Consider the following 22,970-nt stretch of genomic DNA (forward strand, 5'->3'; position numbering starts at 1 on the left):
GTCTATACATGATAGGAGTGAGTGGTTATATCAAAGCGATTTAAATGGCGAATATTAATTACATCTATTGTACTACTCCTAAATTTAATCGTCTTGGTCATTCCAGAGAACTTTTCATGGTGGCGTCTGGCTACATTACCGGTTAATTTGTTTTTAGGGTGGTTAATTGGGCTACAGATTGATAAGTATTTGCATTCGAAGAGAGAACTTGATTCGACGAAAAGTGTGTTGGTTGATTATACGTATGCACTGGATTCGTCGGTTGATGCGATTGGGATAACGAATGAAGAAGGAAACCATGAATTTGTCAATGAAGAATTGGCGAGATTGTATGGTTATCAGAAGGACGAGCTTTTAACAATACATTGGGAAAAACTTTTTACACAAGAATCCATCGATTACTTTCATGAAACCTTCTTTTCTGAAGTTAAAAAAAGTGGGTATGTCAGAAGTGAAGCAACCGGACTTAAAAGTGATGGGTCCATGTTTCCTTTGGAAATCACGATGTCACTATTAAATGAAACTCAAAAAACACTCGTGATTATTCGAGATATTACAAAGAAAAAACAATACGAAGCCATGATTAAGTATAAAGCTGAACATAATGAATTGACTCATCTTCCAAATCGGCGCAAGTTGAATCAAGATTTAGAAAAGTTCAAAGAACAATCTTTAGAAACATCGTTGTTGTTTATTGATTTGGACCGATTTAAAATAACCAACGATACAATGGGTCGCGAAGTGGGAGATAAATTACTGATTGAGGTTGCGGAACGATTGAATTTCTTCAGTAATCATATGATTAAGACGTATCACTTAGGTGGCGATGAGTTTGTTGTCATGATTCTTAAAGAGAACATGGATTTCGTTAAAAATATCGCAATGGACATTGGGGAATACATAAAAGAGCCTTTCTATCTTAAAGGCAATGAAGTCTTTGTGACGGCCAGTATAGGAATTAGCGGCAGTCCAGAACATACGGACGATATGAATGAATTAATTACTATGGCAGACACTGCGATGTATTATGCAAAATTGGATGGGAAAAACACCTATAAATTCTTCAATAATGAGTTAAAAGAGCAGCGTGAAAGAAGAACGCTCATTGAAATAGAATTGAGAAGAGCGATTCGCAATGAGGAGCTTTATGTGGTGTATCAACCGAAGTTTAATTTGCACAATTCCAAACTGGCAGGCATTGAAGCCTTAATACGATGGGACAATCCGGTTCTTGGCATGGTTTCGCCGATGGAATTTATTCCGGTAGCTGAAGATACAGGGTTGATCAATGAGATTGGTAACTGGATCATCAATGATGTTCTGTACCAGATGAGAAGATGGCAGGACAAAAGGTATTCGCCTGTTAAAGTTTCAGTGAACGTATCCCAGCGCCAATTCCGTGATAATAATTTCGTTCCTTTTATTGAGTCGTGTCTTTATTCTTATAGTATTGAAGCAAAATATTTGGAATTTGAAGTAACGGAAAGTGTAATCGAAAATATTGATTTGGTTATGCCCAAAATTAATTCGCTGAAAGCTCTTGGAGTAGGTATTTCGATTGATGATTTCGGTACAGGGTATTCGTCGCTGAGCATGTTGAAGAACTTGCCATTTGATACGTTGAAAATCGATCAATCGTTTATTCGTGATTTGATTGGCAATAGCCAGGACTTATCTCTTGTTAAGACCATCATTTCAATCGGACAAACCTTCAATCTCAATGTTGTCGCTGAAGGGATTGAGAAAGAGGAGCATCTTCATCTTCTTGCGGAATTGGACTGTCCGATGGGCCAAGGGTATTTTTTCAGTAAACCGATTCGCCCTGAACAGCTCGAGGTAGAATTTTTTAAGTTGATAGGCGATTGATAGACACTTCCGGTGCATGTAACTGGAAGCGTTTTTGTGTTGTAACATTCATCATAGCTTTATTATCTTTTTTTCAAGTAAAGTAAGCAGTAAAAAGAAGGATATTTTAAGATGTTAAAATAGATGGTAAATTACCATATTGTGGAGTTTATTATGGTAGAATAAACCTATAATGGAATACATCACGAAGGAGAAATTGGGTAAATGTACAATGATATAGTTGAACGGAATAATGTGAAAGTGTTTGGGGAGGGTCAAAAGACGATATTGTTTGCTCATGGTTTTGGCTGTGATCAGTCCGTCTGGCGTGATGTAGCGCCAGCATTTTCAACGGATTATCGTGTAGTCCTGTTTGATTATGTTGGTTCTGGCAACAGTGATAAGTCTATGTATTCTACAGATCGATACGAGTCTTTGAATGGGTATGCCCAAGATGTTATTGATGTGTGTGATGCACTTGAGTTGGAAAATATCGTGTTCGTTGGGCATTCTGTCAGTAGTATGATCGGTGCATTGGCTAGTATTGAGAGACCCGGGCTAATAGAAAAATTAATAATGATTGGTCCTTCACCGCATTATTTGAATGAACCAGGATATGTTGGCGGCTTTGATAAATCGGATGTTGATACGTTGCTAGATATGATGGAAATTAATTATCGGGAATGGGCGAAATATTTAGCGCCAGTTGTAATGGGTGAAGCTTCGGATTCAACAATAACAAAGAATTTTGAGAACACGTTGTACTCGAATGATCCTGTCATTTCACGGAAGTTTGCTGAAGTGACGTTTACTTCCGATTCGCGAGATATACTTGGTGAAATTACGTCACCAACCTTAATTTTACAGACACATTTCGATGCTATTGCCCCGGTGGCAGTAGGCGAATACCTACATACGAAAATTACTACAAGTGAGTTTGTGCTGATGGAAGCTACAGGACACAATCCGCATCTTAGTTATCCTGAAGAGACTGTGACATGCATAAAAGCGTATTTGACGAAGTGAAGGGAGGAAATTAAATGGAAGAGCAATTGGATTTGGCGCCTTGTGGTTATTTGGTGATGAATCAAAGCTTTCACGTGGTGGAAATGAATCGTACCTTGAGTGATATGCTCGGTGTAGAAGATACACCTGTTCACTTACATGACATTTTGACGGTGCCTTCCCGCATTTATTTTCAAACTTACTTCGCTCCGTCTATTATGTTGCACGGAAAAGTCAATGAGATGTATTTGATGTTAAAAGGTAAAGAACATCATCTTCCGGTTTTGATGAATGCGGTTAAACACAATGACCAATTTGCTTGTGTACTGGTTCAGATGGCAGTGCGCGATGAGTATGAGAATGAGCTGTTGCTTGCTCGACGAAATGCTGAGCGGATTCTTCATGATACGGATGAAGCCAACAGAAAATTGCAAGAATTACTGAAAGAAGTCGAAGGGAAACAACAGGAATTGTTGGATTTAAATATGGAATTGCAGGAACTTGCAATGACGGATGCACTGACGGGATTGAAGAATCGTCGTTTCTTGGAGGAAAAACTAATGGATCTCGTTGAGTTAGCGGAGAGTTCAGAGAATGAGACTTTTTCCTTGTTGCTGATCGACGTCGATCATTTCAAACAGATCAATGATACGTTTGGCCATCCAATGGGCGATGCCGTGCTTCGCGAGCTGTCATGGAAGCTTTTAAGAGAGACTAGAGAGCACGACGTTGTTGCCCGCATGGGTGGAGAAGAGTTCATAATCTTGCTTCCGAGTACGAATGAAGAAAGCGCACGGGTGATGGCGGAACGGATTCGACTGAATCTCGATCATGGCTCCTGGACTCAAAAACGTGTGACTGTCAGCATTGGTGTGACAACGTATGAAAAAGGCAACGATTCCAGTATATTATTTTCTAAAGCGGATGCAGCTCTTTATTTATCAAAAGGAGCAGGTCGCAATCGCGTATCTGTGAAATGAATATAGGAGTTTACGCACGAAACCCACTAGAGCTGGTTCTAGTGGGCTTTTGTATCAAAAAATTTACATATCATTTATTTTTATATGAGATATCCTCCAGAAAACAGGCGATGCGCCTTAATTTTTCTTCCATTCCGTTGAAACTTTTATCGTGAATGGGAGGATGGTGTGCTAACGTATGTAACGAATCACTGATGTGATGTAGCTCAATTTGAATGTCTTGCAGGATAGCAACTAAATTAGTGATATTTTGTTCATTCATATGTACCTCCTTGTGTAAATGTGTCGTTTCATTATTTTATTATTCTCGGTTAACCTTAAGAACTCTCTTGCCTTCTCAGAAGAAGAACGATGTAATCATTATTTCCTTATAACCAAAGTAAAAACCTTCTGGCTTGAGTTCCAGAAGGTTTTTTGTGTTGGAAAATAGGTCTTTTACGGATTATCTAGAATTCACAAGTGGATATCTGAAATTCATTCGTACATATCAATATTTCGCATGGTAATATCTCTAAATCAACGTGGTTTATCTGGAAATCAATCAAACATATCTAAAAATCAATCGAATTGCCTAATTAAATTCGTGTGGAATATCATTTTTTCTTTGAGGAAATAATGTTGAGTTTGATTTCCAAAAGCAAGGACAAAATATCCCGAAGTTTCGTTTGACTCGAGAAATCAAAGATTGTATGTGCCATCACATTAATAATTGCGAGGAGAAGGAAAAACCAGACAATTCCCAGGAACACCATGTCCAAATATTGAATCGTAATCGATTGGGAAAAGAGAATCCCGCCTAAAAAGCTTAGTAATGGAATTAAATAAATTTGAATGGAACTACTCATACGGGTTCCAAAAGATTTTTTGGTCATGGTATTTTCAATTTCATTTCGAACAATGACCTCTAGCATTTGGAGATTGTTCAGATCCATAAGCGAAATGTGAAGTTTCTGTTCCAGTAAGTTAATCCACGTCGATACTTCTTCTTCATAGTCCTGTTTGAAATGATAAATAGAGTTGTTAATGGAAATATCATGTTTTAAATAACATTCAAATATGGCATATACTAAATATCCCGTGAAAATAGTTAGTGTGGATAAGACAAAATAATTATTGAAATACAGAATTAGACAGACAAGTAACGAAGTTGGCATGGTAGCAAGAATCAAACGGTTTTTCCAATTGGTTATTTTAACGTATCTAAAAATGGACGTCACTTTTTCAAGTGGGTTGAAAACTTCTTTATAACATTCATATACGGTATACATCACTTTGTTCATCGGAATCCTCCTTCTGTTTCTATATATATGAAAGGAGTTATTAAAAATATAGGCACATATAGATTTCACTATAGGTGTGATTCCAACGATTGCTGCAATTTTCCCAACTAAAATCTCCTTATTTCCAATTAATCCACACTTTTTTTCAACTAAACCCTCAATTGTTCCAACAAAACAATGGTCAGCCTAAATCGCTTCATAAAAAACATCTATTCTTGAACAAAATATATAACCTTCTTGTATGATTTTTTAAAAATGAGACATTCTATATGCAACAAGGAGGTGAGTAACATGGCAAACAACAATTCAAGCAACAAATTGTCAGTACCAGGTGCAAAACAAGCTTTGGATCAAATGAAGTATGAAATTGCACAAGAATTTGGAGTACAATTAGGCGAAAACGCTACATCGCGTGCTAACGGTTCCGTTGGCGGAGAAATCACTAAGCGATTAGTAGCACAAGCCCAACAACAATTAAGAGGTAACCAAAATTCATAAAACACGGGCCGACAGTTCATTCTGTCGGCTTTTATTTATTTTGAGCGAATAACTGATAGAAATTGTGGTCAACCTTTTCAATAGCCGATAGTCTTTCCTCATATCCGCTTTACATGTCATTCGATGAAAGGATGTACGGTTTTGTTTTATTTATTAATAAAGCTTAAAAATTTTATTAAGAGTATATTTCTACCTGGGCTGGAGTTGGACTAACGTGGCGCTTTCCACATGTTTAAAACCACTCCTCCTGTTATTCTGGATAGTCACGATATTAGTCGCAGGCTGTACCGCGGATGCTCACGCTTTTTTATATGAGCAGGCAATCAGTTTTCATCTGGATGTCAAACCGAATTTTCGTGACTTGTTTATTACACATGATATTCACCTCGAGAAAGAGTTCTATGTGATACAAAAAATCGGTCACATTTCTGCTTTTGGACTTCTGTTTTTCTTCCTATTTGCAACGATCAAAAGGCTTGGGCATGCGTTTATTTTATGCAGTATGTTTGCGTTTTTTACAGAAATACTACAGCTATATTTTCAACGCAATGGGAGACTTTTTGATGTTGGCGTTGATATGATTGGTATCCTATTAGCATTTTTACTGTGTAAGTCTCTTGCCGGGAATTCAAATACAAATAAAATTCAAGAAGCACCTGGATGAACAAAATATTATTTCGTTTTACTAAAATTGCGAATCAGAAAAAACATGTTTTTTCAATATTAAACATCAAATAATTTAGTGAATGTGACAAATTAGTGAATTTTTAAAAACTCACCACAATGCGACATTTTTTTACAAAGCCAATTAGTTAAGATGTTCTTTGAGTGTACAACGTCTCTAATTCGTATACAAAAAATGCCAAAAATTATTAAGTGGAGGAAAGGGTAATCATGACAAATATTCATCTTAAAATGTTTTTACTTGGACAAATCAATATTAAAAGGAGAGTAATGTATTACAAAGCAAAGCATTTTGGTTTTACGCATTCCAGCGTAGTCGCATGCAGCCAGGAGCTTGATTCATTACTGAATAGATACCAAGGAATAATTGAGCCTTAATTTTGTATCATACAATTAAAATATCGTTAAAGAGAATCTTCAAGCGTCTAAACATTGTAGGTTCTTTTTTTATGCCCTCAAGATAAGAGAAAAATTAAAATTTTCGGTCTAGTGAAAATTATGGTACGCTAGTTTCAAAAATTAATGGGGGAAAATGACATGAATATTGAAACTATCTGGTGGAAAAAAAGTGTTGTGTATCAAGTGTATCCACGCAGTTTTTATGATTCTAATGGTGATGGAATCGGCGATTTACAAGGCATCATTTCAAAATTGGATTATTTGGTGGAGCTTGGTGTGGATGTAATTTGGCTGAGTCCGATATACGATTCTCCAAATGATGACAACGGCTACGATATCCGGGATTATCAATCCATCATGGATGAATTCGGAAGCATGGCGGATTTTGATGAGTTATTGGAAGCGGCAAAGGAACGGAATCTCAAAATTATTATGGATCTAGTCGTCAATCATACATCGGATGAACATACGTGGTTTGTTGAGTCGAAGTCGAGTGTAGATAATCCTAAACGAGATTTTTACATATGGGCAAAGGGTAAAAACGGACAGCCGCCGAACAATTGGGGATCGGTTTTTGGTGGGTCCGCTTGGCAATTGAACGACGCAACACAAGATTATTACCTTCATTTGTTCTCTAAAAAACAGCCTGATTTAAACTGGGAAAATGATGAATTGCGACAATCGGTGTATGACATGATGCGTTTTTGGCTGGATAAAGGAATTGGAGGATTCCGTATGGATGTAATCAATTTCATTTCTAAGGAGCCAGGTTTGCCTAATGGTGCACAAAATGAAGGACAAGCTTACGGGGATGGCAGTCCCTATTTCATTAACGGTCCGAAGATACATGACTTTTTACAAGAGATGAATCAAGAAGTGCTTTCGCATTATGACGTTTTGACAGTTGGCGAAATGCCAGGAGCTTCACCAAAGGAAGCAATCGATTACACGAATCCTGAAAATAAAGAAGTGAATATGATTTTCACATTTGAACATATGGATTTAGATAGTGGTCCTAATGGTAAATGGAATCTAAAACCTTTGAATTTAATCGATCTGAAGGACAATCTTGAAAAGTGGCAAATCTCGCTTCAAGACAAAGGGTGGAATAGTCTATATTGGAATAACCATGATCAACCACGGATTGTGTCGCGTTTCGGTAACGATGGGGAGTATCGTGTGGAGTCAGCAAAAATGCTCGCAACATGCTTACATATGATGCAAGGGACACCTTATATTTACCAAGGCGAAGAAATTGGCATGACGAATGTGGCATTCGAAACAATTGACCAATACAAAGATTTGGAAACATTGAATATGTATCATGAAAAAATGGAGCAGGGTGCCAATCACGATACCGTTATGCAATCCATTTATGCAAAAGGTCGAGATAATGCACGCACACCGATGCAGTGGTCATCTGAAAAAAATGGTGGTTTTACAACGGGGACTCCGTGGATCGAAGTTAATCCGAGATATTCAGAAATTAATGTTGCGAATGATTTACAAAGTGAACAGTCGGTCTTTGCACATTATCAGCAGCTGATCAAGTTGAGAAAACAGCTGGACGTTATCACAACCGGTGACTTCAAAATATTATTCAAGGATCATGCACAGCTATTTGCTTATGAACGCAGAGCTGAGAAAGAAAGCCTGTTGGTGTTATGTAATTTCAGTAAGGATGAAATTTTACTAAAAGATGATGTCGTGAAAAACTATATAAGTAATAGTAAACTGATTAGCCATAATTATCCTTCTGTTGGCCTGCTTGATAAAATTGAGTTGCGACCATATGAGGCATTGGTTTTTTATTCATCTGCGTCGGAATGAATTTTGTGAAAAATCAAATATAGACGAATCGGTAAAATCATGTATGATAAAAAAGATAACTTCATCGATTAATAGATTTCAATATAATGGAGGTCAAGAGTAGATGGTAGTCCTTGGTGTGGATATTGGAGGGACGAAGATTCGATTCGGCGTTGTCGACTCAACGGGACAAGTGATTGAAGATCATGTTGTTCCAACTCAGATCCCTTTGTATCCTTATTTAGAAGAAAAAGTAGTCGAATTTTTACAGAACCATCCGCACATCGAGGCGATTGGGATTGGCACGAGAGGCATGGTGGACGCGGAACAAGGCATCATCACTTTCGAAACCGAGACATTGCCCGGCTGGCAAGGCACAGAAGTGAAAGCGCTTTTACAGAAAGCGACAGGGCTTCGAGTCGAGGTCAATAATGATGCGAACTGTGCCGGTCTTGCTGAACATCGACTTGGCGCAGCAAAAGGTTTCCGACGCACGGTTTGTTTAACGGTTGGTACGGGACTGGGTGGCGGTTTTGTCATCGATGGTCACGTTATGAATGGAGCCCACGGCGGTGCGGGGGAAGTCGGTCATATGATTTTATATCCGAATGGTCACATCTGTGCATGTGGTCGACCGGGTTGCAGTGAACGATATGTTTCAGGGACGGCGCTACGTCGACTTATTGCTGAACGTAATATTGTGGATGATCAAAATCAGTTAGTGTCACCGAACCGAATGTTTGAACTTGYTGGTGAAGGCCATACGGAAGCATTGGCTATCACGAAAAAATTCACGGGTGATTTGGCTATTGTTATCAGTTCGTTACAGGCAGTCCTTGATATGGATTGTGTCGTAATCGGCGGCGGTGTTTCCGAATCGGCAGATGGATGGTGGTCTCACTTACTGGAGTCACTCGAACCGTTGTTGCTGAAGCCGGTGGAAGTAAGAAGAGCGACGTTTGGCAATGAAGCAGGTATGCTTGGTGCTGCTTTACTGGTATGGTCAGGCGAAGAAGAGAAAAAATAAGTAAAGGACGTGTATGGATTGGCAAAATTAGTGTTGGAAAACATATCAAAAGTATACGATAACAACGTTACTGCCGTTTCAAATTTTGACTTGCATGTAGAAGAACAAGAATTTATTGTTTTCGTTGGTCCATCAGGGTGTGGGAAGTCGACCACATTGCGTATGATTGCAGGTCTTGAAGATATTTCGCATGGTAATTTTTATATCGATGGCAAACGCATGAACGATATTCCGCCAAAAGAGCGTGATATTGCAATGGTTTTCCAAAACTATGCACTTTACCCTCACATGACGGTATTTGAAAATATGGCGTTCGGATTGAAATTGCGTAAGTTCCCGAAAGATGAAATTGCAGAACGTGTAAGAAATGCTGCTGAAATTCTTGGTTTGGAACCTTATTTGGATCGCAAACCAAAAGCACTATCAGGCGGTCAACGTCAGCGCGTGGCACTAGGTCGTGCGATTGTCCGTGATGCCAATCTATTCTTGATGGACGAGCCATTATCGAACCTTGATTCAAAGTTGCGTGTTCAAATGCGTGCTGAAATTGCCAAATTACATTTACGACTGAAGACAACAACTATTTATGTAACACATGATCAAACAGAAGCAATGACAATGGCTTCACGTATTGTCATTATGAAAGACGGGCTCGTTCAGCAAATCGGCACGCCAAAAGAAGTATATGATAAGCCGGATAATGTATTCGTTGGTGGTTTCATCGGTTCACCTTCTATGAATTTCTTTAATGGTAAAGTCGTGAAAGGACATTTTGTGATTGGGGAAACTTCTCTTGAAATTCCATCTTCACATGCAACTTACTTAAAAGAGCAAGGCTACGAAGGTAAGGAAGTAATCTTAGGAATTCGTCCTGAACATATTTCAAATGAAGCACCTGTTGGATCACCAACTTTGCCTGTAAAAGTGGAAGTATCAGAACTTACTGGGGCGGAATTGATGGTTTACTCGAACATCGACAATCAAGAATTCATCTCAAGAATAGATGCAAGCAGCAATGTTCAGCCTGGCGATATAATCAATCTTGCTTTCAACTTGGAAAAAGGACACTTCTTTGATAAAGAAAGTGAATTACGCATTAAGTAATATAAAGTAATTGAATAATATAAAAAGTGTTATTGAATGAAGAAACGTCATGTGATACGATAAGTTTACCTATTTGTGAAAACGGTTGCACAGATTCCTAAAAAGTTTATGCAAGCGTTTTCATAATTTGAGGAATGTTCTATTTGCTGCAACCAAGAAATTTATATGTTTCGTTGTTTTCAGATGGATGATAACAATGATATTTTTGAGCTTTTGGATTTTGTTCCAATATTTTTTCAATACCCTCATGATTACGACTCCGAGCGTAATTATTCTTATCATCATTTTCTCTTCGATGGCAGCATACGCACTTTCTCGTAAAAAACGTGAACGTTTTTTATGCAAGTTGCGTCTTTGGTATTCGTTCCAATGAGTCATAATTCCATTGTTCTTCGTATTATGGAAATTCAATTTCAATATCGATGGGGCAAAGTTGAGACCCCTTTCAGAATGATTAATACATATGAAATTGTTACATAAAGTCTTCATAAGTCTTCGACCGAGAGGGATCTTAGGAGAAGCGGCTGGTGATGTGAAGTAAAACAGGTAAGTTGAAAAAAGTTAAATGAAAAATGAAATGTGCAGTTATCTTGAAAGACTGAAGGAGGTAAAGATTTGACTAGAAACTGGTGGAAAGAAGCAATTGTTTATCAAGTGTATCCTCGTAGTTTTATGGATTCAAATGGAGATGGAATTGGCGATCTTCAAGGAATCATTTCAAAATTGGATTATCTGAAAGATTTAGGCATTGATGTTATCTGGATCTGTCCGATGTACAAATCACCAAATGATGACAATGGCTATGACATAAGCGATTATCAGGACATCATGGATGAGTTTGGCACGATGGCCGATTTCACTCAATTGTTGTCAGAAGTTCACGCACGTGGGATGAAGCTGATTATTGATTTGGTTATTAATCATACGAGTGATGAGCATCAATGGTTTATCGAGTCCAAATCGTCAAAAGACAATCCGAAACGTGATTGGTACGTATGGCGTGACGGCAAAGATGGCAAAGAGCCAAACAACTGGGAAAGTATTTTCAACGGTTCAGCATGGGAATTGGATGAAGAAAGTGGGCAATATTATTTGCACATCTTCTCAACAAAACAACCTGACCTGAACTGGGAAAATGGTGACGTGCGAACTGCCCTATATGACATGATCAATTGGTGGCTGGATCAAGGCATTGATGGTTTCCGAGTGGATGCAATCAGCCATATTAAAAAAGACCAAACGTTTTCAGATATGGAAAACGATACGGATCAACCATATATTCACGCATGGGAAAAATATATGAACGTCGAGGGAATCCAACCATTCCTTGAAGAACTCAAGCAAGAGACGTTTTCAAAATACGATATCATGACTGTTGGCGAAGCAAACGGTGTCAGTGTCGACGAAATCGATCAATGGGTTGGAGAAGAGAACGGTAAGTTCAACATGGTGTTCCAATTCGAACACTTGGGATTATGGGATGCTGAAGATAAGAAAACACTGGATATCCAAGGTCTTAAAGAAGTGTTGACGCGTTGGCAGAAGGGGCTTGAGAACAATGGCTGGAACGCATTGTTCATCGAAAACCATGACAAAGCCCGCATCGTCTCCACATGGGGGAACGACAAAGAGTACTGGTACGAAAGTGCAACATCTATCGCAGCTATGTACTTCTTCATGCAAGGGACGCCATTCATTTATCAAGGCCAGGAAATCGGCATGACCAATGTACAGTTCGCATCGATTGAAGATTATAACGATGTGGCCATCAAAGGGATGTACGCTTCCAAGATGAGTGAAGGCAAGATGCATGAAGAAATCATGGACATCATTTGGTCATCAAGTCGTGATAATTCACGTACCCCGATGCAATGGTCGTCTGAACAAAACGCGGGCTTCTCAACAGCATCTTCGTGGATTGGCATCAATCCAAACTATGTTGACATCAACGTTGAAAACCAGTTGAAAGATGAACAGTCCATCTATCATTTTTACAAAAAAATGATTCAACTGAAAAAATCACACGATGTCTTTACGTATGGCACGTACGATTTATTGCTGCCTGATCACGAATACGTATATGCTTATTCGCGTACTTTGGGTGACGAACAAGTAATCGTCATTTCCAATTTGGGAGCAAATACCGTGTCCATTGAAAAAATGGCGGAGCGCGCATTTAAGTTCGATAACTTATTATTGGCGAACAAAGACGTGCAACCTCACGAAGAAATGAATAGTTTCGAGATGGCACCATTTGAAACACGTATATATAAAATGAAATAATTATGAACCTTCCCGAGTTGGGAAGGTTTTTTTGTTTTGAGGTGAAAGTTGTCTCAACAAGTGAAGTTGGGGTTGAGAGGTGCTTGAGCGATAAATCTCTTGTTTGTTCGATAAATGCTCCAGTTTGAGTGATAAATTTTGAGGTAACATGCGACTATGAGATTTTTAAGAAGTCTCGAAAGGAAAGAGAAAGGCACCGTCAAAATGAACTGCACCTCCAATTGTTAGACACAACTAACAATTGGAGGTGCTATTTGTTGTCCATATTTATAGATCACAGTAAATTTATTTAGCGTTTTTTATTTGTAGGTTCTGCAGGTTTTGGGTCGACTTTATGAACATCTTTTCTCAGCATAAAGTAGGAGATAATGCCTGACACGACGGAACCGCCTGCTGCAATCAAAATACGTGTTGCAAGAGGGACCTCTGAATAATCCGTGCTTAAGTGCCATAACGAAAGAACTGCGACGACTACCATAATCGGAATGATAAATTTAAAACGTTTCATGTATGAATACTTCCTTTTTTTCTTTTAAGTGTATCATACGTACCAGTGCGCGGGGGTGGCTATTCATTGAACTTTACTAGTGCGAAATCTCAGTCTGAGAAAAAGATGGTGACGACTGACTTTCTCTATGGAGGAGGTTCCGGAAAAAGAAAAAGCCACTGAAATTATATCTTCAGTCGCTTGTTACATTAATCGTGCGGTCCAGCTACAAGTGCCAGCCCGCACCTAAACTTGGTTCGACAGGATGTTGATCATGAAGGCGTTCCGACACGATGTCGGGCTCTTAGCCTTCCTTCCTAACATCATTCGAAAACAGGGTTTTCGATTCGGCCTTTCCACAGTCGGAGTCGAGCTATAGTGGCATTCTCCACCTTTCAATCTACCAAATAATCTCCCATTTGCGTTCTTCAGCTACTGCTTTCAGGCGGGATTCGGGACGGACCGCCACCGGATTTCCAACGAGTTCCAAAACGGTGATGTCGGAAATACTGTCGCCATAAGCTGAACTGTTTTCCCAGTCAATCTCCATGCCTTCAAGTGCTTTCTCTATCATTTCGTTTTTGCGTTCACCTTGGATATGGTAAATGCCAGTATCTGTATCGATTTTGCCGTTTCGCATTGGAATTTCTGTACCAATGACATCGTGAATAGCGAAGTCACGGGTAACTTCGTTTAGCATAGGAGTGAAAGCACCTGACACGAGAAGGACATGGTCACCTTCGATTAAATGCTTTTGCAAACGATCGACAACATTCCAGTTAAGGTCTTTGTGCATATCACGGGACATATCCTCAAAGTATTTTTCGATTTCACGTTGATACATTCCTTTGAATGCGTCCAGATAGAGTTGCATTGATTTGGCTTTCATTTTGTTTTCAGGGTATATTTTCATTTTATAGGCAAGGTATGGCTTCATTAGCGCTCGATAAAATGATTGATATTTTGATGAGTGGACAGGGTGTTTCTTCATATAGTTCATCATTAATGTAAATGTTTCTTGCGGGTACAGTGTCCCGTCAAAGTCGAAAATGGCTACGCGCATTGTGTGATCACTCCTGTTCTGATAATTCTAGTTTATCATTAAATTCTTCGTATTTATGGAATCTTTTAAAATTCTAATATGACGAAAAATGCCAGACATCCATTAAAAACTTTAGAACATAACCTCCGCTAATTAGTTGGAAAATTCGAATGGTTAGTTGGAAAATATGAAATGTTAGTTGGAAAATATGAAATGTTAGTTGGAAAGAGTGCAACATTAGTTGGAAACGGCATTTTCCAACAAACAACAGCAACCTTTTTATCAAAACTTCTTTAGTTAACAAAACAAAGCCCCACCAACTCGAAAAAAGTTGGTGGGGTATCTATTAACCGCGTTTCAGTGTAGGTGGGATTTCTTCAGGGTCCACCATTATTTCGATGACGGTTGGTCCTTTGTTAGCTTTTGCGAAGGTCAGGGCTTCTTCAACTTGTTGAGCAGTGAAGCAACGGAAAGATGCTGCACCCAGTGATTCGCCGAATAGGCTTAAGTTTGCTGGGTATTCGTAAACCGTACCGACTGATCGCCCTAAATTATAGCGCATGCCTTTGTCGACCATGTCTAAGCGACCGTTGTTCAGGACGATAAATGGAATTTGCAGGTCATGGCATGCAGCAGCTGATATTTCTGCGCCGTGCATCATCATGCAGCCGTCGCCAGTCAGACAGACGATGGCTTGGTTGGGATCTGCAAATTTAGCACCGATGGCGTAGCCGATTGCATGTCCCATTGTCCCGAAGACATCATCCATAAAGAATGTACCTTCTTGTTCAATCGTGAAATGCTCGATTGCGTAGAAAGTATGACTTCCATCGTCCCCATACAGTATGGTCTCTGAGGGCAGATGTTTGCGCATCAATTGGATAGCAGTAACTGCTGACAATCTTTCGGTAGTTGAAGGAAGAATGTCAACATCAATTGCTTCTTTCTCAGCGAAAGTTGTTGCCGCAATTTCACGAAATGCCGGGTCAAGAATGGCATGTAGATTCGTTTTTGCATCCCCAATGACAGGCAGGGTAGGAACAGGTAGTGACCGGCCGATAAATGTCGATTCAATATCAAATTGAATGATTTGTTCAGGCGCCATGTCCAGAGTGAAACCGGCTAACGTCATATCCGTCAGTTTCGTTCCGATGACAATTAACAAGTCAACGCCTTCATTTAAATAATCAGACGCAGCTTGCGTTCCCCCCAATCCGAAAGGACCGAGGTAACCCGGATGTTCGGTGCGAATTGTTCCTTTTCCGCCCGGTGTAGTGATGACGGGCACATTGTATTGAAGTGAAAGTTGGCTAACTTCGTCATAAGCCTGTGAAATATGCACACCTTTCCCTAGGAACAGGAGAGGTCTTTTCGCTTGCTCCAGCAAGGATTTCACTTCTCCCATGTATGGCGAGACCGCCGGTTCCATGGCCGGAAGCGATAATGTAAAGGGCTCGATTTCTTCCATCAACACGTCAGCAGGGATGGAAAGATGAACAGGACCTTTTGTTCCAGTCAGTGCTTTTTGAAGTGCATGCTGGAAGTATACTTGGAACTGATCAGCTCGTTCGACTCTTGCGCTGAAGAGAGTAACTGGTTCGAACATTTTTACAAGATCGGTCCCGAAAATACTGGAATCCTGACCCATGGCACGTCCTGAATCTTTGACTGAAGGATGTCCAGTAATGAAAAGTACCGGCAAGTGGAAGGCTTTTGCTTGTCCAGCAGCAGTCAGCAAGTTCGTGCCACCTGGTCCTGAAGTTCCGACCGCTACCCCAAGCGTATTGTTCTGGCGTGCATAACCTGCAGCCATGAAGCCAGCGCCAGATTCGTGTCTGCTTAATACGAATTCAAGTTCGTTCTTTTCCATTGCAAGGAGAAGCGGAACAACCGCTTTACCGGGAATACCGAATGCGTGAGTTACTTGAAATGATTTTAAGTGTTCGACCAATAATGATGCAATTGATTTCATGGATGAATGACACCTCTAGATGAATTAAATTCATATTTTTTTTCGAGATCGGTAGCTGATAACGGTTTGCTGTAATAGTAGCCTTGTATTTCGTCACATTGTAATTTTTCAAGGAAATGAAGCTGTTCTTTTGTTTCTACGCCTTCTGCAATGACTTTTAGATTCAGCGCATGTGCGATGGAAATGATGGTGCTTACGATTTGGCCATCTTTCGGTCCATTCAGCATGTCACGAATGAAACTTCGATCAATTTTCAGACGATGAATATGGAAGTTCTTCAAGTAGTTAAGTGAACTGTAGCCTGTACCAAAGTCATCCATGGCTATCTGGATACCAAGCTCATGCAATTCTTCCAAGATTGATGTGGAACGAATAACATCCATTGTCATAGATTCCGTGATTTCCAGTTCCAATCCATGTGGTGCAAGCCCAGTTTCTTGCAATACTTGTTTGACTTTATCCACAAGACGTTGCTTTAAAAATTCCTGAGGAGACAAGTTGATGGATAGTTTCAATGACGTCATGCCTTGATCGTGCCACTTTTTCATTTGACGGCAGCCGTGATTGAGTACCCATTCACCAAGATGTACCATCAATCCCATTTCTTCAGCTAGGGGAATGAAATCAACTGGAGGAATAAGTCCGAGTTTAGGATGATTCCAGCGTAATAAGGCTTCAACTCCCACAATTTGATTAGTGTGCAAATCAATCTGCGGTTGGTAATGCAGGATAAGATCGTTATTTTTTATGGCTAATTCGAGCTCCGATTCGAGCGTTAGTTTCTTGAGAGATTCCTCGTTCATATCCGAATTGTATATGCAGTAACCGTTTTTCCCTTGATCTTTTGCACGGTACATAGCAGTATCTGCATGTAGGAATAGGGTATTGATATCTGACCCGTTATTTGGATAGAGGGCGATACCTATACTCGTGCTAACATGAAACTCCAGGTTTTGAAGGAAAAATGGTTTCCGAACGACTTCAATAATATCGTCGGCAATTTTTTTTAATTCATCAACTGAATTGAAATGTGTCAAAGCGATGGTAAACTCATCGCCACCCATTCGAAACAGCTTTCCTTTGTCGAGTAAATAATGATTTAATCTTTGAGCGATTTCAACAAGTAACGTATCACCTTTTGCATGACCCAATGTATCATTGATTAATTTAAAACGATCAAGATCTAGCAGGAAAACCGCCAATGAAATATTTTTCCCATCGGATGAATCTAGAATGCCATTTATATAGTTATGGAAATAGCGTCTATTAGGCAATGTTGTTAAATCATCATGATGTGCGTGATGTTGCATGATCAATTGGTTTTCATAGCGTTCCGTTATGTCACGGAAGCTGCAGACTGTCCCGATGAAATATTGATTCACACTGTAAATTGGACGACCGTCAAATAGACAAATGGTTTCTTTTGACGAATCGGGTTTTTGGAATTTCACTTCGATATCGGAAAAGCTTTCTTTCGTTTGGATAATTTGATCTATCCAATCCTCAAGAATAGCCAGCTCAGACGCAGGCTTTTTAATCACATCTTGGCGTTTCAATCCTGTCAGTTTTTCTGCATATGGATTAAATTCCATAATACGACCATGATGATCCGTCAAAATCATGGCAGTATGTGAGGATTCCGTTAACACTTGGTTCAGCACATTCAAATCTTTGTTTTGTTCTTGCAATTGGATTTCACGTTCAATACTCGTTCCGACAATCGAAAGCAAAGAAAGGAGTAGAGGGTCTTCAAAATTCAAAGCGGTCATAATGGAAACTGTTCCAAGAGTGCCGTTCGTACGATGATCTGTAACTGGCACGGAATAACAAGCCGACTGATAGAGGAAATCATGATAATGTTGAGAGCCTATTACTTCAACCGGTTGATTGTGGTTCAGTGCAAGACTGATACAATTCGTTCCATTGTAATTCTCCGTAAACTGAACGCCTGTTCTGAAGCCAAGTTGTTGAATGACATCTTTAATCGTATTGTCACCTTCCATATAGGTGACGATGCCCTGATTATCGGTAACAACAATCAAAAGTGGAGTTCCTTTTACCATCTTCAAAAATTCTGGAATAAAAAATTCCACCACTTTCAAGACTTCTTTATTTTCTTTTTGAATTTGTTGTAGTTGTTCATGGCCAATTTCAAAAGGGTCGGGAATAATCGTCGGATCCAATCCCCATTCTTCACATCGCATTTTCGACTGTTCAATTAGCTGTAAATTTAATTGTTGTGCTTGCATTCAAATCCCCCCTTTATAATAAGGTTTTTTCAAAGTGTCTTAAGTAAATCATTCAAGATTTTACAATATATAACAATATTTTTGTATTATAGTAGCTAGTACTCTTTTTTATTATAGTTGATAAGAAGGATTTTACCTACCAAATAATGAATAAAGTCGAATATAGTCGAAAAAGTTGTTTAATTCGTCACAATGGTACCGAACATAAAAAAAGATTACATTTCAAGTAAATGAACGGAAAGAGTTGACGTTTGACTGGTAGGTAGGGTTAGATAGGAAAGTATGTTAAATGAGATGAGGAATATTGATGATGCAAGATCAACGAAAGAAAATAATTGTTTTAATGATAAATATGTTTATCGCAATAGGGAGTTTTGGCATAATCATTCCGATACTGCCAGCCTATCTAATGTCGATTGGTGAAGGGGGCATGGCGGCAGGTCTTATGATTGCCATCTTTGCGGGTGCACAGTTCGTCATGTCACCGATTGCCGGTAAGTGGGCAGATCAAGTTGGTCGACGAAAGATGATTATTGCAGGTCTAAGCGGATTAACGCTTTCCATGTTTGTGTTTTATTTCTCGGATTCAATATGGGTGCTGTATACATCGCGAGTGATCGGCGGTATCGGTGCAGCCTTATTAATTCCTGCGATTTTTGCTTATGTAGCAGATATTACGACAATGGATCAGCGTGCAAAAGGGAATAGTTACATTTCCGCAGCGATGTCACTCGGAATTGTCATTGGACCTGGAATCGGAGGATTTTTGGCGGATTATGACTTGAAGCTTCCATTGCTCGTTTCCGCATTGGTATCGTTGTTGTCTGTGATTTTCTCAGTCATTGTATTGAAGGAAAGCAGGGAAACTGGAGATGTTTTAGGCTCAGTTAAACAGGAACCAATGGTGAAAAAACTTGCACAGTCTGTACAAAAGCCTTATTTTATCCCACTTGTTATTACACTCGTTATGAGTTTTGGGTTGATGGCATATGAATCGGTATTAGGTCTGTTTGTGGATAATCAATTTGGCGCAACACCGAAACAGATTGCTGTGATGGTGACGTCAACCGGGATTGTCAGCGTTGTGATGCAATTATTGGTGGTGGATCGTCTCGTTCGAAGGTTTGGTGAAGGAATCATTTTGAATTTCTTTATTGCCTTGACAGCTTTATGTTTCTTCTTATCTTTATTTGCCTCAACCTATGTGCTGTTCTTTATGATTACGTTAGTGGTGTTCCTTGCAACTTCTATTTTGAGACCAGTGCTGAATACGCTGATCTCAAAGCTAGCAGGTAATGAACAAGGCTTCGCGATGGGGATGAATAACGCCTATATGAGTATTGGTAACGTAATCGGACCGCTACTTGCTGGTGTTTTATATGACGTGAATATTATATATCCTTTCTTGCTAGGATTCGTCGTACTAGGGATTACAATCTTGGTAAGTGTCGTGTGGCAGAGGAATCAGAAATCAATCCAATTTGTGAAGTGAATTTATTTCGTTCGATAGGTTGTTGGACAATATGAACGTAGGGTGTCACAATCAGAAAAGGTTTTTGGCAAGTTTAGCGGGAGCTATTAAATAAAAATGAATAGTAATTAACAGGTGAAACCTCGTATTTTGATCAAACAAAATACGAGGTTTTTATTCTATTGTAGTTTTGAAATAAAGTTGCGATGATCCGAGTAGGATTAACGGAGAGGTAGGCTGCTGAAAGTAAGGAGACGTTGATCCAAGAAGGATTAACGCTTTTTGTTGAACCAATTGAACTAACGAATAAGAATGTGAAATATTGTACTTAAACTAACGGGGTAGTTTAGTTTAATAAGACTCCTAATTAAGAGATAAACGTAAACTAATAGGGGGGAATATGAAACATTTAATTAATATGTTCGTAGTAATAATTTTTATTTTACAGTGTTCCAGGTGAAGAAACACCATGTTATTTAACTAAAAAACAAGTGCTGAAGGAAAATCCTGAAGCAGACTATTTTGAACTGTAGAAATGGCTGTGGAATGGGTAAGAAATCCAACATTATGGTTTTCAGAGTGCTATTTTCTCGAGCAGGTGGCCCTGGCTGCCTGCTCGTTTTATTTCGGTAAAGCCGTCTTATATGACGCCAGCGGCCAAAAGTGGATGTACAAGTTCTTATGTGTGAGCTTCCCTTATAGTAACGTCTGTTACTTACAACTTTCGGCGACGGGAGTTTCTACTCTACTCATGAACTTAATATCCACGTATTGACACGAGGTGGAAACATAGATAGAAGCCGGCTTTCCAGAATATCACTTGGCTTCAGCAATAAATCTATTTATTTTTCCGATTAATTTTAATTGAGCTGAATTCCGTCGGTATATATATTTTATTCTGGAGTATAACATGGCCAATCGAATCATATAAACTCTCGATTAATAGTGTAAATAAATCATTGTTTGAATGGAGTTGATGGCTCGAAGAGGGRGGTATGGATTTTGTAAACTTGACTTCTATTGTCGAAGAATGCGCATATTCATAAATTCGTTCTTCAAGCAATTTGAGAATACATTCTTTATCATTAAGACTTACTTGAAATTGGGAAGCGATTTCACTTGGCAGCGCGGAAAAGGTGTGCGCAACAATTTTGTTTTTGCTTTTGTACCATCTGCTAAATCCAATAACCACTGCCGAGTTAATACCGAACAGCTTTTTTGTATATTCATAATCGTTGACAAATTCAAGGCGAAAGTCGGAATCAATGTCGTCAATAGCTTCCGTACAACAATTAGAAACTGTATCTCCTATTTTCTCTAATCCAATACTTCGTAATTTTGTATTATCTTTTATAAAGTTTCCTTGTCCATGGATCGTCTCGATATAGCCATCTTCTTGGAGTAAGCTTAAGGCTTGGCGTAAAGTCATCCTGCTAACATTCATCATTTTGGAAAGTTCCAATTCCGCAGGCAATTTACTTCCCACCGGATAAACTCCCGCATTAATTAGTTTTAGTATTTTATCATAAGCATCCACATATAGATGGGACTTGTTTTTAATCGGCATTAAAATACTCCTCCTCAATAAACATTATATCCCTTTAGTTAGGGATGCGACACCTCAACATTGGGGATGATGAAATACAACTAAATCCAGTTTAAATTGCAGAAAAATATGGAAAATAACTTTTTTAATCAGTATGTCAAATTTTTGAGGAAATGTCACTTTCTTTGCAGTCCGAGACCCCACTAGGGGGCTTGGACTGCAAGTTTTTTATGTTTCTGAGATTGTTTTTGGTTCTAAGTCTCCACGGATGGCTTGAGGTGGGTTTGCGTGGCTGCGCAGAACTCGCCTTTTTTGTTTCCTTTATGCGTTGTACCTTTTCAGTTTCTTTAACTTTCCAAGGCTTGACCTTGATGCCAGAGAATAAGATCGTCCTCTAGCGTTACACAATCTTCTTCGGTCATTTTAGCGCTAAACTGAAACGAATGCTGCCGTGATACTGGGTTATGTACAAATCGACAACATGTTCCTTAATTTTATCCTCCTAAGCATGAAAGGGCTTTCTGCCTCTGTTCTGATGCTCGATTCGCGAAGGTCCCTCTTGCATGTATTTTTTCTTCAACAGAATAACTTGCCGGGGAGTTATCCCCAATAAAGCTGCCGCATCCACATTTGTCATATGCCCATCTAAGATTTTTTCCACAACAAGTACTTTCTTCATCTCTGCGTTAGTCAATGTGATTGTCCCCTGTCCCATAGTGACATTATCACGGAACCACGACACACACTTTTTTAAATCAGTATTGACTTAACCGGTTTACTGAAATACAATTACAGTGAATTTATTATACAACTATATATACCACGCACCATGGTTGTCTGTTGTTATCCTTAGCGTATGATGGCATTCATTAAAAAGGAGGCATCGAATTCCTCAAAATTTAATTGCGATTTCTGTAAGCGAATACATTTTACCGCACACAAGAGTCCCAAAATCGCTCCGTTGTAACCGATGATCTTGGCGGATTGGTCCATTCGATCCGGCAGCAGTTCTAAGGAGTGGTGGAATCATAAGAGCCAATATGACATTCTTTACTCGATGTGATAGAGGATTTATATGTTCAAGAATCCCCCAATCTTTTATTTTTTTGTGCTTTGGCGGAGTTTATATAGATTTACCAGTTTATTTATTCGACTATATGTAAGCGATTACATAAACCTCATGTAAGATTCTTAATACATACAATCTCGCCAAAACTTGAATAGGGAGGTGGTGACTATAAGAAGCGCTGATTGAGGTAAAGAAAGAAGTAAGTAGGTGTTCCGCTAGT

At 39.2% G+C, this 22,970-nt stretch carries 18 protein-coding genes and 1 pseudogene; 11 read left to right on the forward strand and 8 right to left on the reverse strand.

Annotation, left to right across the window (positions count from 1 at the left end):
* Nucleotides 1–21 precede the first annotated feature (21 nt).
* The 3 genes from AC1DSK_RS01920 (at nt 22) to AC1DSK_RS01930 (ending at nt 3,830) form a co-directional block, all read left to right on the forward strand.
* On the forward strand, nt 22–1,866 hold the full coding sequence (locus AC1DSK_RS01920; protein WP_477546356.1) for a putative bifunctional diguanylate cyclase/phosphodiesterase: 1,845 nt from the start codon (nt 22–24) through the stop codon (nt 1,864–1,866).
* A gap of 204 nt (nt 1,867–2,070) precedes the next feature.
* Nucleotides 2,071–2,871 (forward strand): alpha/beta fold hydrolase, encoded by an 801-nt coding sequence (locus AC1DSK_RS01925; RefSeq protein WP_477546357.1) that lies wholly within the window; start codon nt 2,071–2,073, stop codon nt 2,869–2,871.
* Nucleotides 2,872–2,885: 14 nt separating this feature from the next.
* Complete coding sequence (locus AC1DSK_RS01930; protein ID WP_477546358.1) at nt 2,886–3,830, forward strand: GGDEF domain-containing protein; 945 nt, start codon at nt 2,886–2,888, stop codon at nt 3,828–3,830.
* 70 nt (nt 3,831–3,900) lie between these two features.
* On the opposite strand, the gene AC1DSK_RS01935 is transcribed toward AC1DSK_RS01930, so the two are convergent.
* A complete protein-coding gene (locus tag AC1DSK_RS01935) occupies nt 3,901–4,092 on the reverse strand; it encodes a hypothetical protein (protein WP_477546359.1) in 192 nt (63 codons plus the stop codon).
* Between the two features lie 331 nt (nt 4,093–4,423).
* Complete coding sequence (locus tag AC1DSK_RS01940) at nt 4,424–5,110, reverse strand: hypothetical protein (RefSeq protein WP_477546360.1); 687 nt, start codon at nt 5,108–5,110, stop codon at nt 4,424–4,426.
* A 291-nt stretch (nt 5,111–5,401) separates the two neighbouring features.
* On the opposite strand from AC1DSK_RS01940, the gene AC1DSK_RS01945 reads away from it, so the two are divergent.
* The 7 genes from AC1DSK_RS01945 (at nt 5,402) to AC1DSK_RS01975 (ending at nt 12,914) form a co-directional block, all read left to right on the forward strand.
* On the forward strand, nt 5,402–5,608 hold the full coding sequence (locus tag AC1DSK_RS01945; protein ID WP_016428168.1) for an alpha/beta-type small acid-soluble spore protein: 207 nt from the start codon (nt 5,402–5,404) through the stop codon (nt 5,606–5,608).
* 214 nt (nt 5,609–5,822) lie between these two features.
* Complete coding sequence (locus AC1DSK_RS01950) at nt 5,823–6,272, forward strand: VanZ family protein (protein ID WP_477546361.1); 450 nt, start codon at nt 5,823–5,825, stop codon at nt 6,270–6,272.
* 230 nt (nt 6,273–6,502) lie between these two features.
* Nucleotides 6,503–6,670, forward strand: coding sequence for an aspartyl-phosphate phosphatase Spo0E family protein (locus AC1DSK_RS01955; protein ID WP_477546362.1), 168 nt, complete (start codon nt 6,503–6,505; stop codon nt 6,668–6,670).
* A 159-nt stretch (nt 6,671–6,829) separates the two neighbouring features.
* Nucleotides 6,830–8,521, forward strand: coding sequence for a glycoside hydrolase family 13 protein (locus tag AC1DSK_RS01960; protein ID WP_477546363.1), 1,692 nt, complete (start codon nt 6,830–6,832; stop codon nt 8,519–8,521).
* A gap of 103 nt (nt 8,522–8,624) precedes the next feature.
* A complete protein-coding gene (locus tag AC1DSK_RS01965) occupies nt 8,625–9,527 on the forward strand; it encodes an ROK family protein (protein WP_477598019.1) in 903 nt (300 codons plus the stop codon).
* A gap of 18 nt (nt 9,528–9,545) precedes the next feature.
* Nucleotides 9,546–10,631, forward strand: coding sequence for an ABC transporter ATP-binding protein (locus AC1DSK_RS01970; protein WP_477546365.1), 1,086 nt, complete (start codon nt 9,546–9,548; stop codon nt 10,629–10,631).
* 615 nt (nt 10,632–11,246) lie between these two features.
* Nucleotides 11,247–12,914, forward strand: a complete 1,668-nt coding sequence (locus AC1DSK_RS01975; RefSeq protein WP_477546366.1) for a glycoside hydrolase family 13 protein — start codon at nt 11,247–11,249, stop codon at nt 12,912–12,914.
* Nucleotides 12,915–13,203: 289 nt separating this feature from the next.
* Here the strand turns inward: AC1DSK_RS01975 and AC1DSK_RS01980 are convergent, their stop codons facing one another.
* From AC1DSK_RS01980 to AC1DSK_RS01995, 4 genes are all read right to left on the reverse strand, one after another.
* On the reverse strand, nt 13,204–13,422 hold the full coding sequence (locus AC1DSK_RS01980) for a hypothetical protein (RefSeq protein ID WP_016428161.1): 219 nt from the start codon (nt 13,420–13,422) through the stop codon (nt 13,204–13,206).
* 379 nt (nt 13,423–13,801) lie between these two features.
* Nucleotides 13,802–14,464: an HAD family hydrolase gene (locus AC1DSK_RS01985; RefSeq protein WP_016428160.1), complete on the reverse strand. Its 663-nt coding sequence runs from the start codon at nt 14,462–14,464 to the stop codon at nt 13,802–13,804.
* 325 nt (nt 14,465–14,789) lie between these two features.
* A complete protein-coding gene (locus AC1DSK_RS01990) occupies nt 14,790–16,415 on the reverse strand; it encodes a thiamine pyrophosphate-binding protein (RefSeq protein WP_477546367.1) in 1,626 nt (541 codons plus the stop codon).
* Nucleotides 16,412–18,664 carry an EAL domain-containing protein gene (locus AC1DSK_RS01995; RefSeq protein ID WP_477546368.1) on the reverse strand — a complete coding sequence of 751 codons (2,253 nt, stop codon included), beginning with the start codon at nt 18,662–18,664 and terminating at the stop codon, nt 16,412–16,414. Before AC1DSK_RS01995 ends, AC1DSK_RS01990 begins: the two co-directional genes overlap by 4 nt.
* Nucleotides 18,665–18,971: 307 nt before the next feature.
* Between AC1DSK_RS01995 and AC1DSK_RS02000 the strand changes: the two genes are divergently transcribed.
* Nucleotides 18,972–20,156, forward strand: a complete 1,185-nt coding sequence (locus AC1DSK_RS02000) for an MFS transporter (protein WP_477546369.1) — start codon at nt 18,972–18,974, stop codon at nt 20,154–20,156.
* A gap of 817 nt (nt 20,157–20,973) precedes the next feature.
* Here the strand turns inward: AC1DSK_RS02000 and AC1DSK_RS02005 are convergent.
* On the reverse strand, nt 20,974–21,702 hold the full coding sequence (locus AC1DSK_RS02005; protein ID WP_477546370.1) for a GntR family transcriptional regulator: 729 nt from the start codon (nt 21,700–21,702) through the stop codon (nt 20,974–20,976).
* Nucleotides 21,703–22,186: 484 nt separating this feature from the next.
* A pseudogene (locus AC1DSK_RS02010) lies at nt 22,187–22,375 on the reverse strand (helix-turn-helix domain-containing protein); the annotation flags it as partial.
* Between the last annotated feature and the right edge of the window lie 595 nt (nt 22,376–22,970).

This window comes from Paenisporosarcina sp. P4_B8 (genome assembly GCF_056402175.1).

Excerpts from the sequence above, each read along its gene's own strand:
- AC1DSK_RS01995 (WP_477546368.1), bottom strand. The coding sequence starts at position 18,664 with ATGCAAGCACAACAATTAAATTTACAGCTAATTGAACAGTCGAAAATG.
- AC1DSK_RS01955 (WP_477546362.1), top strand. The coding sequence starts at position 6,503 with ATGACAAATATTCATCTTAAAATGTTTTTACTTGGACAAATCAATATT.
- AC1DSK_RS01980 (WP_016428161.1), bottom strand. The coding sequence starts at position 13,422 with ATGAAACGTTTTAAATTTATCATTCCGATTATGGTAGTCGTCGCAGTT.
- AC1DSK_RS01945 (WP_016428168.1), top strand. The coding sequence starts at position 5,402 with ATGGCAAACAACAATTCAAGCAACAAATTGTCAGTACCAGGTGCAAAA.
- AC1DSK_RS01925 (WP_477546357.1), top strand. The coding sequence starts at position 2,071 with ATGTACAATGATATAGTTGAACGGAATAATGTGAAAGTGTTTGGGGAG.
- AC1DSK_RS01940 (WP_477546360.1), bottom strand. The coding sequence starts at position 5,110 with ATGAACAAAGTGATGTATACCGTATATGAATGTTATAAAGAAGTTTTC.
- AC1DSK_RS02000 (WP_477546369.1), top strand. The coding sequence starts at position 18,972 with ATGATGCAAGATCAACGAAAGAAAATAATTGTTTTAATGATAAATATG.
- AC1DSK_RS01935 (WP_477546359.1), bottom strand. The coding sequence starts at position 4,092 with ATGAATGAACAAAATATCACTAATTTAGTTGCTATCCTGCAAGACATT.
- AC1DSK_RS01960 (WP_477546363.1), top strand. The coding sequence starts at position 6,830 with ATGAATATTGAAACTATCTGGTGGAAAAAAAGTGTTGTGTATCAAGTG.
- AC1DSK_RS01990 (WP_477546367.1), bottom strand. The coding sequence starts at position 16,415 with ATGAAATCAATTGCATCATTATTGGTCGAACACTTAAAATCATTTCAA.
- AC1DSK_RS01930 (WP_477546358.1), top strand. The coding sequence starts at position 2,886 with ATGGAAGAGCAATTGGATTTGGCGCCTTGTGGTTATTTGGTGATGAAT.
- AC1DSK_RS01985 (WP_016428160.1), bottom strand. The coding sequence starts at position 14,464 with ATGCGCGTAGCCATTTTCGACTTTGACGGGACACTGTACCCGCAAGAA.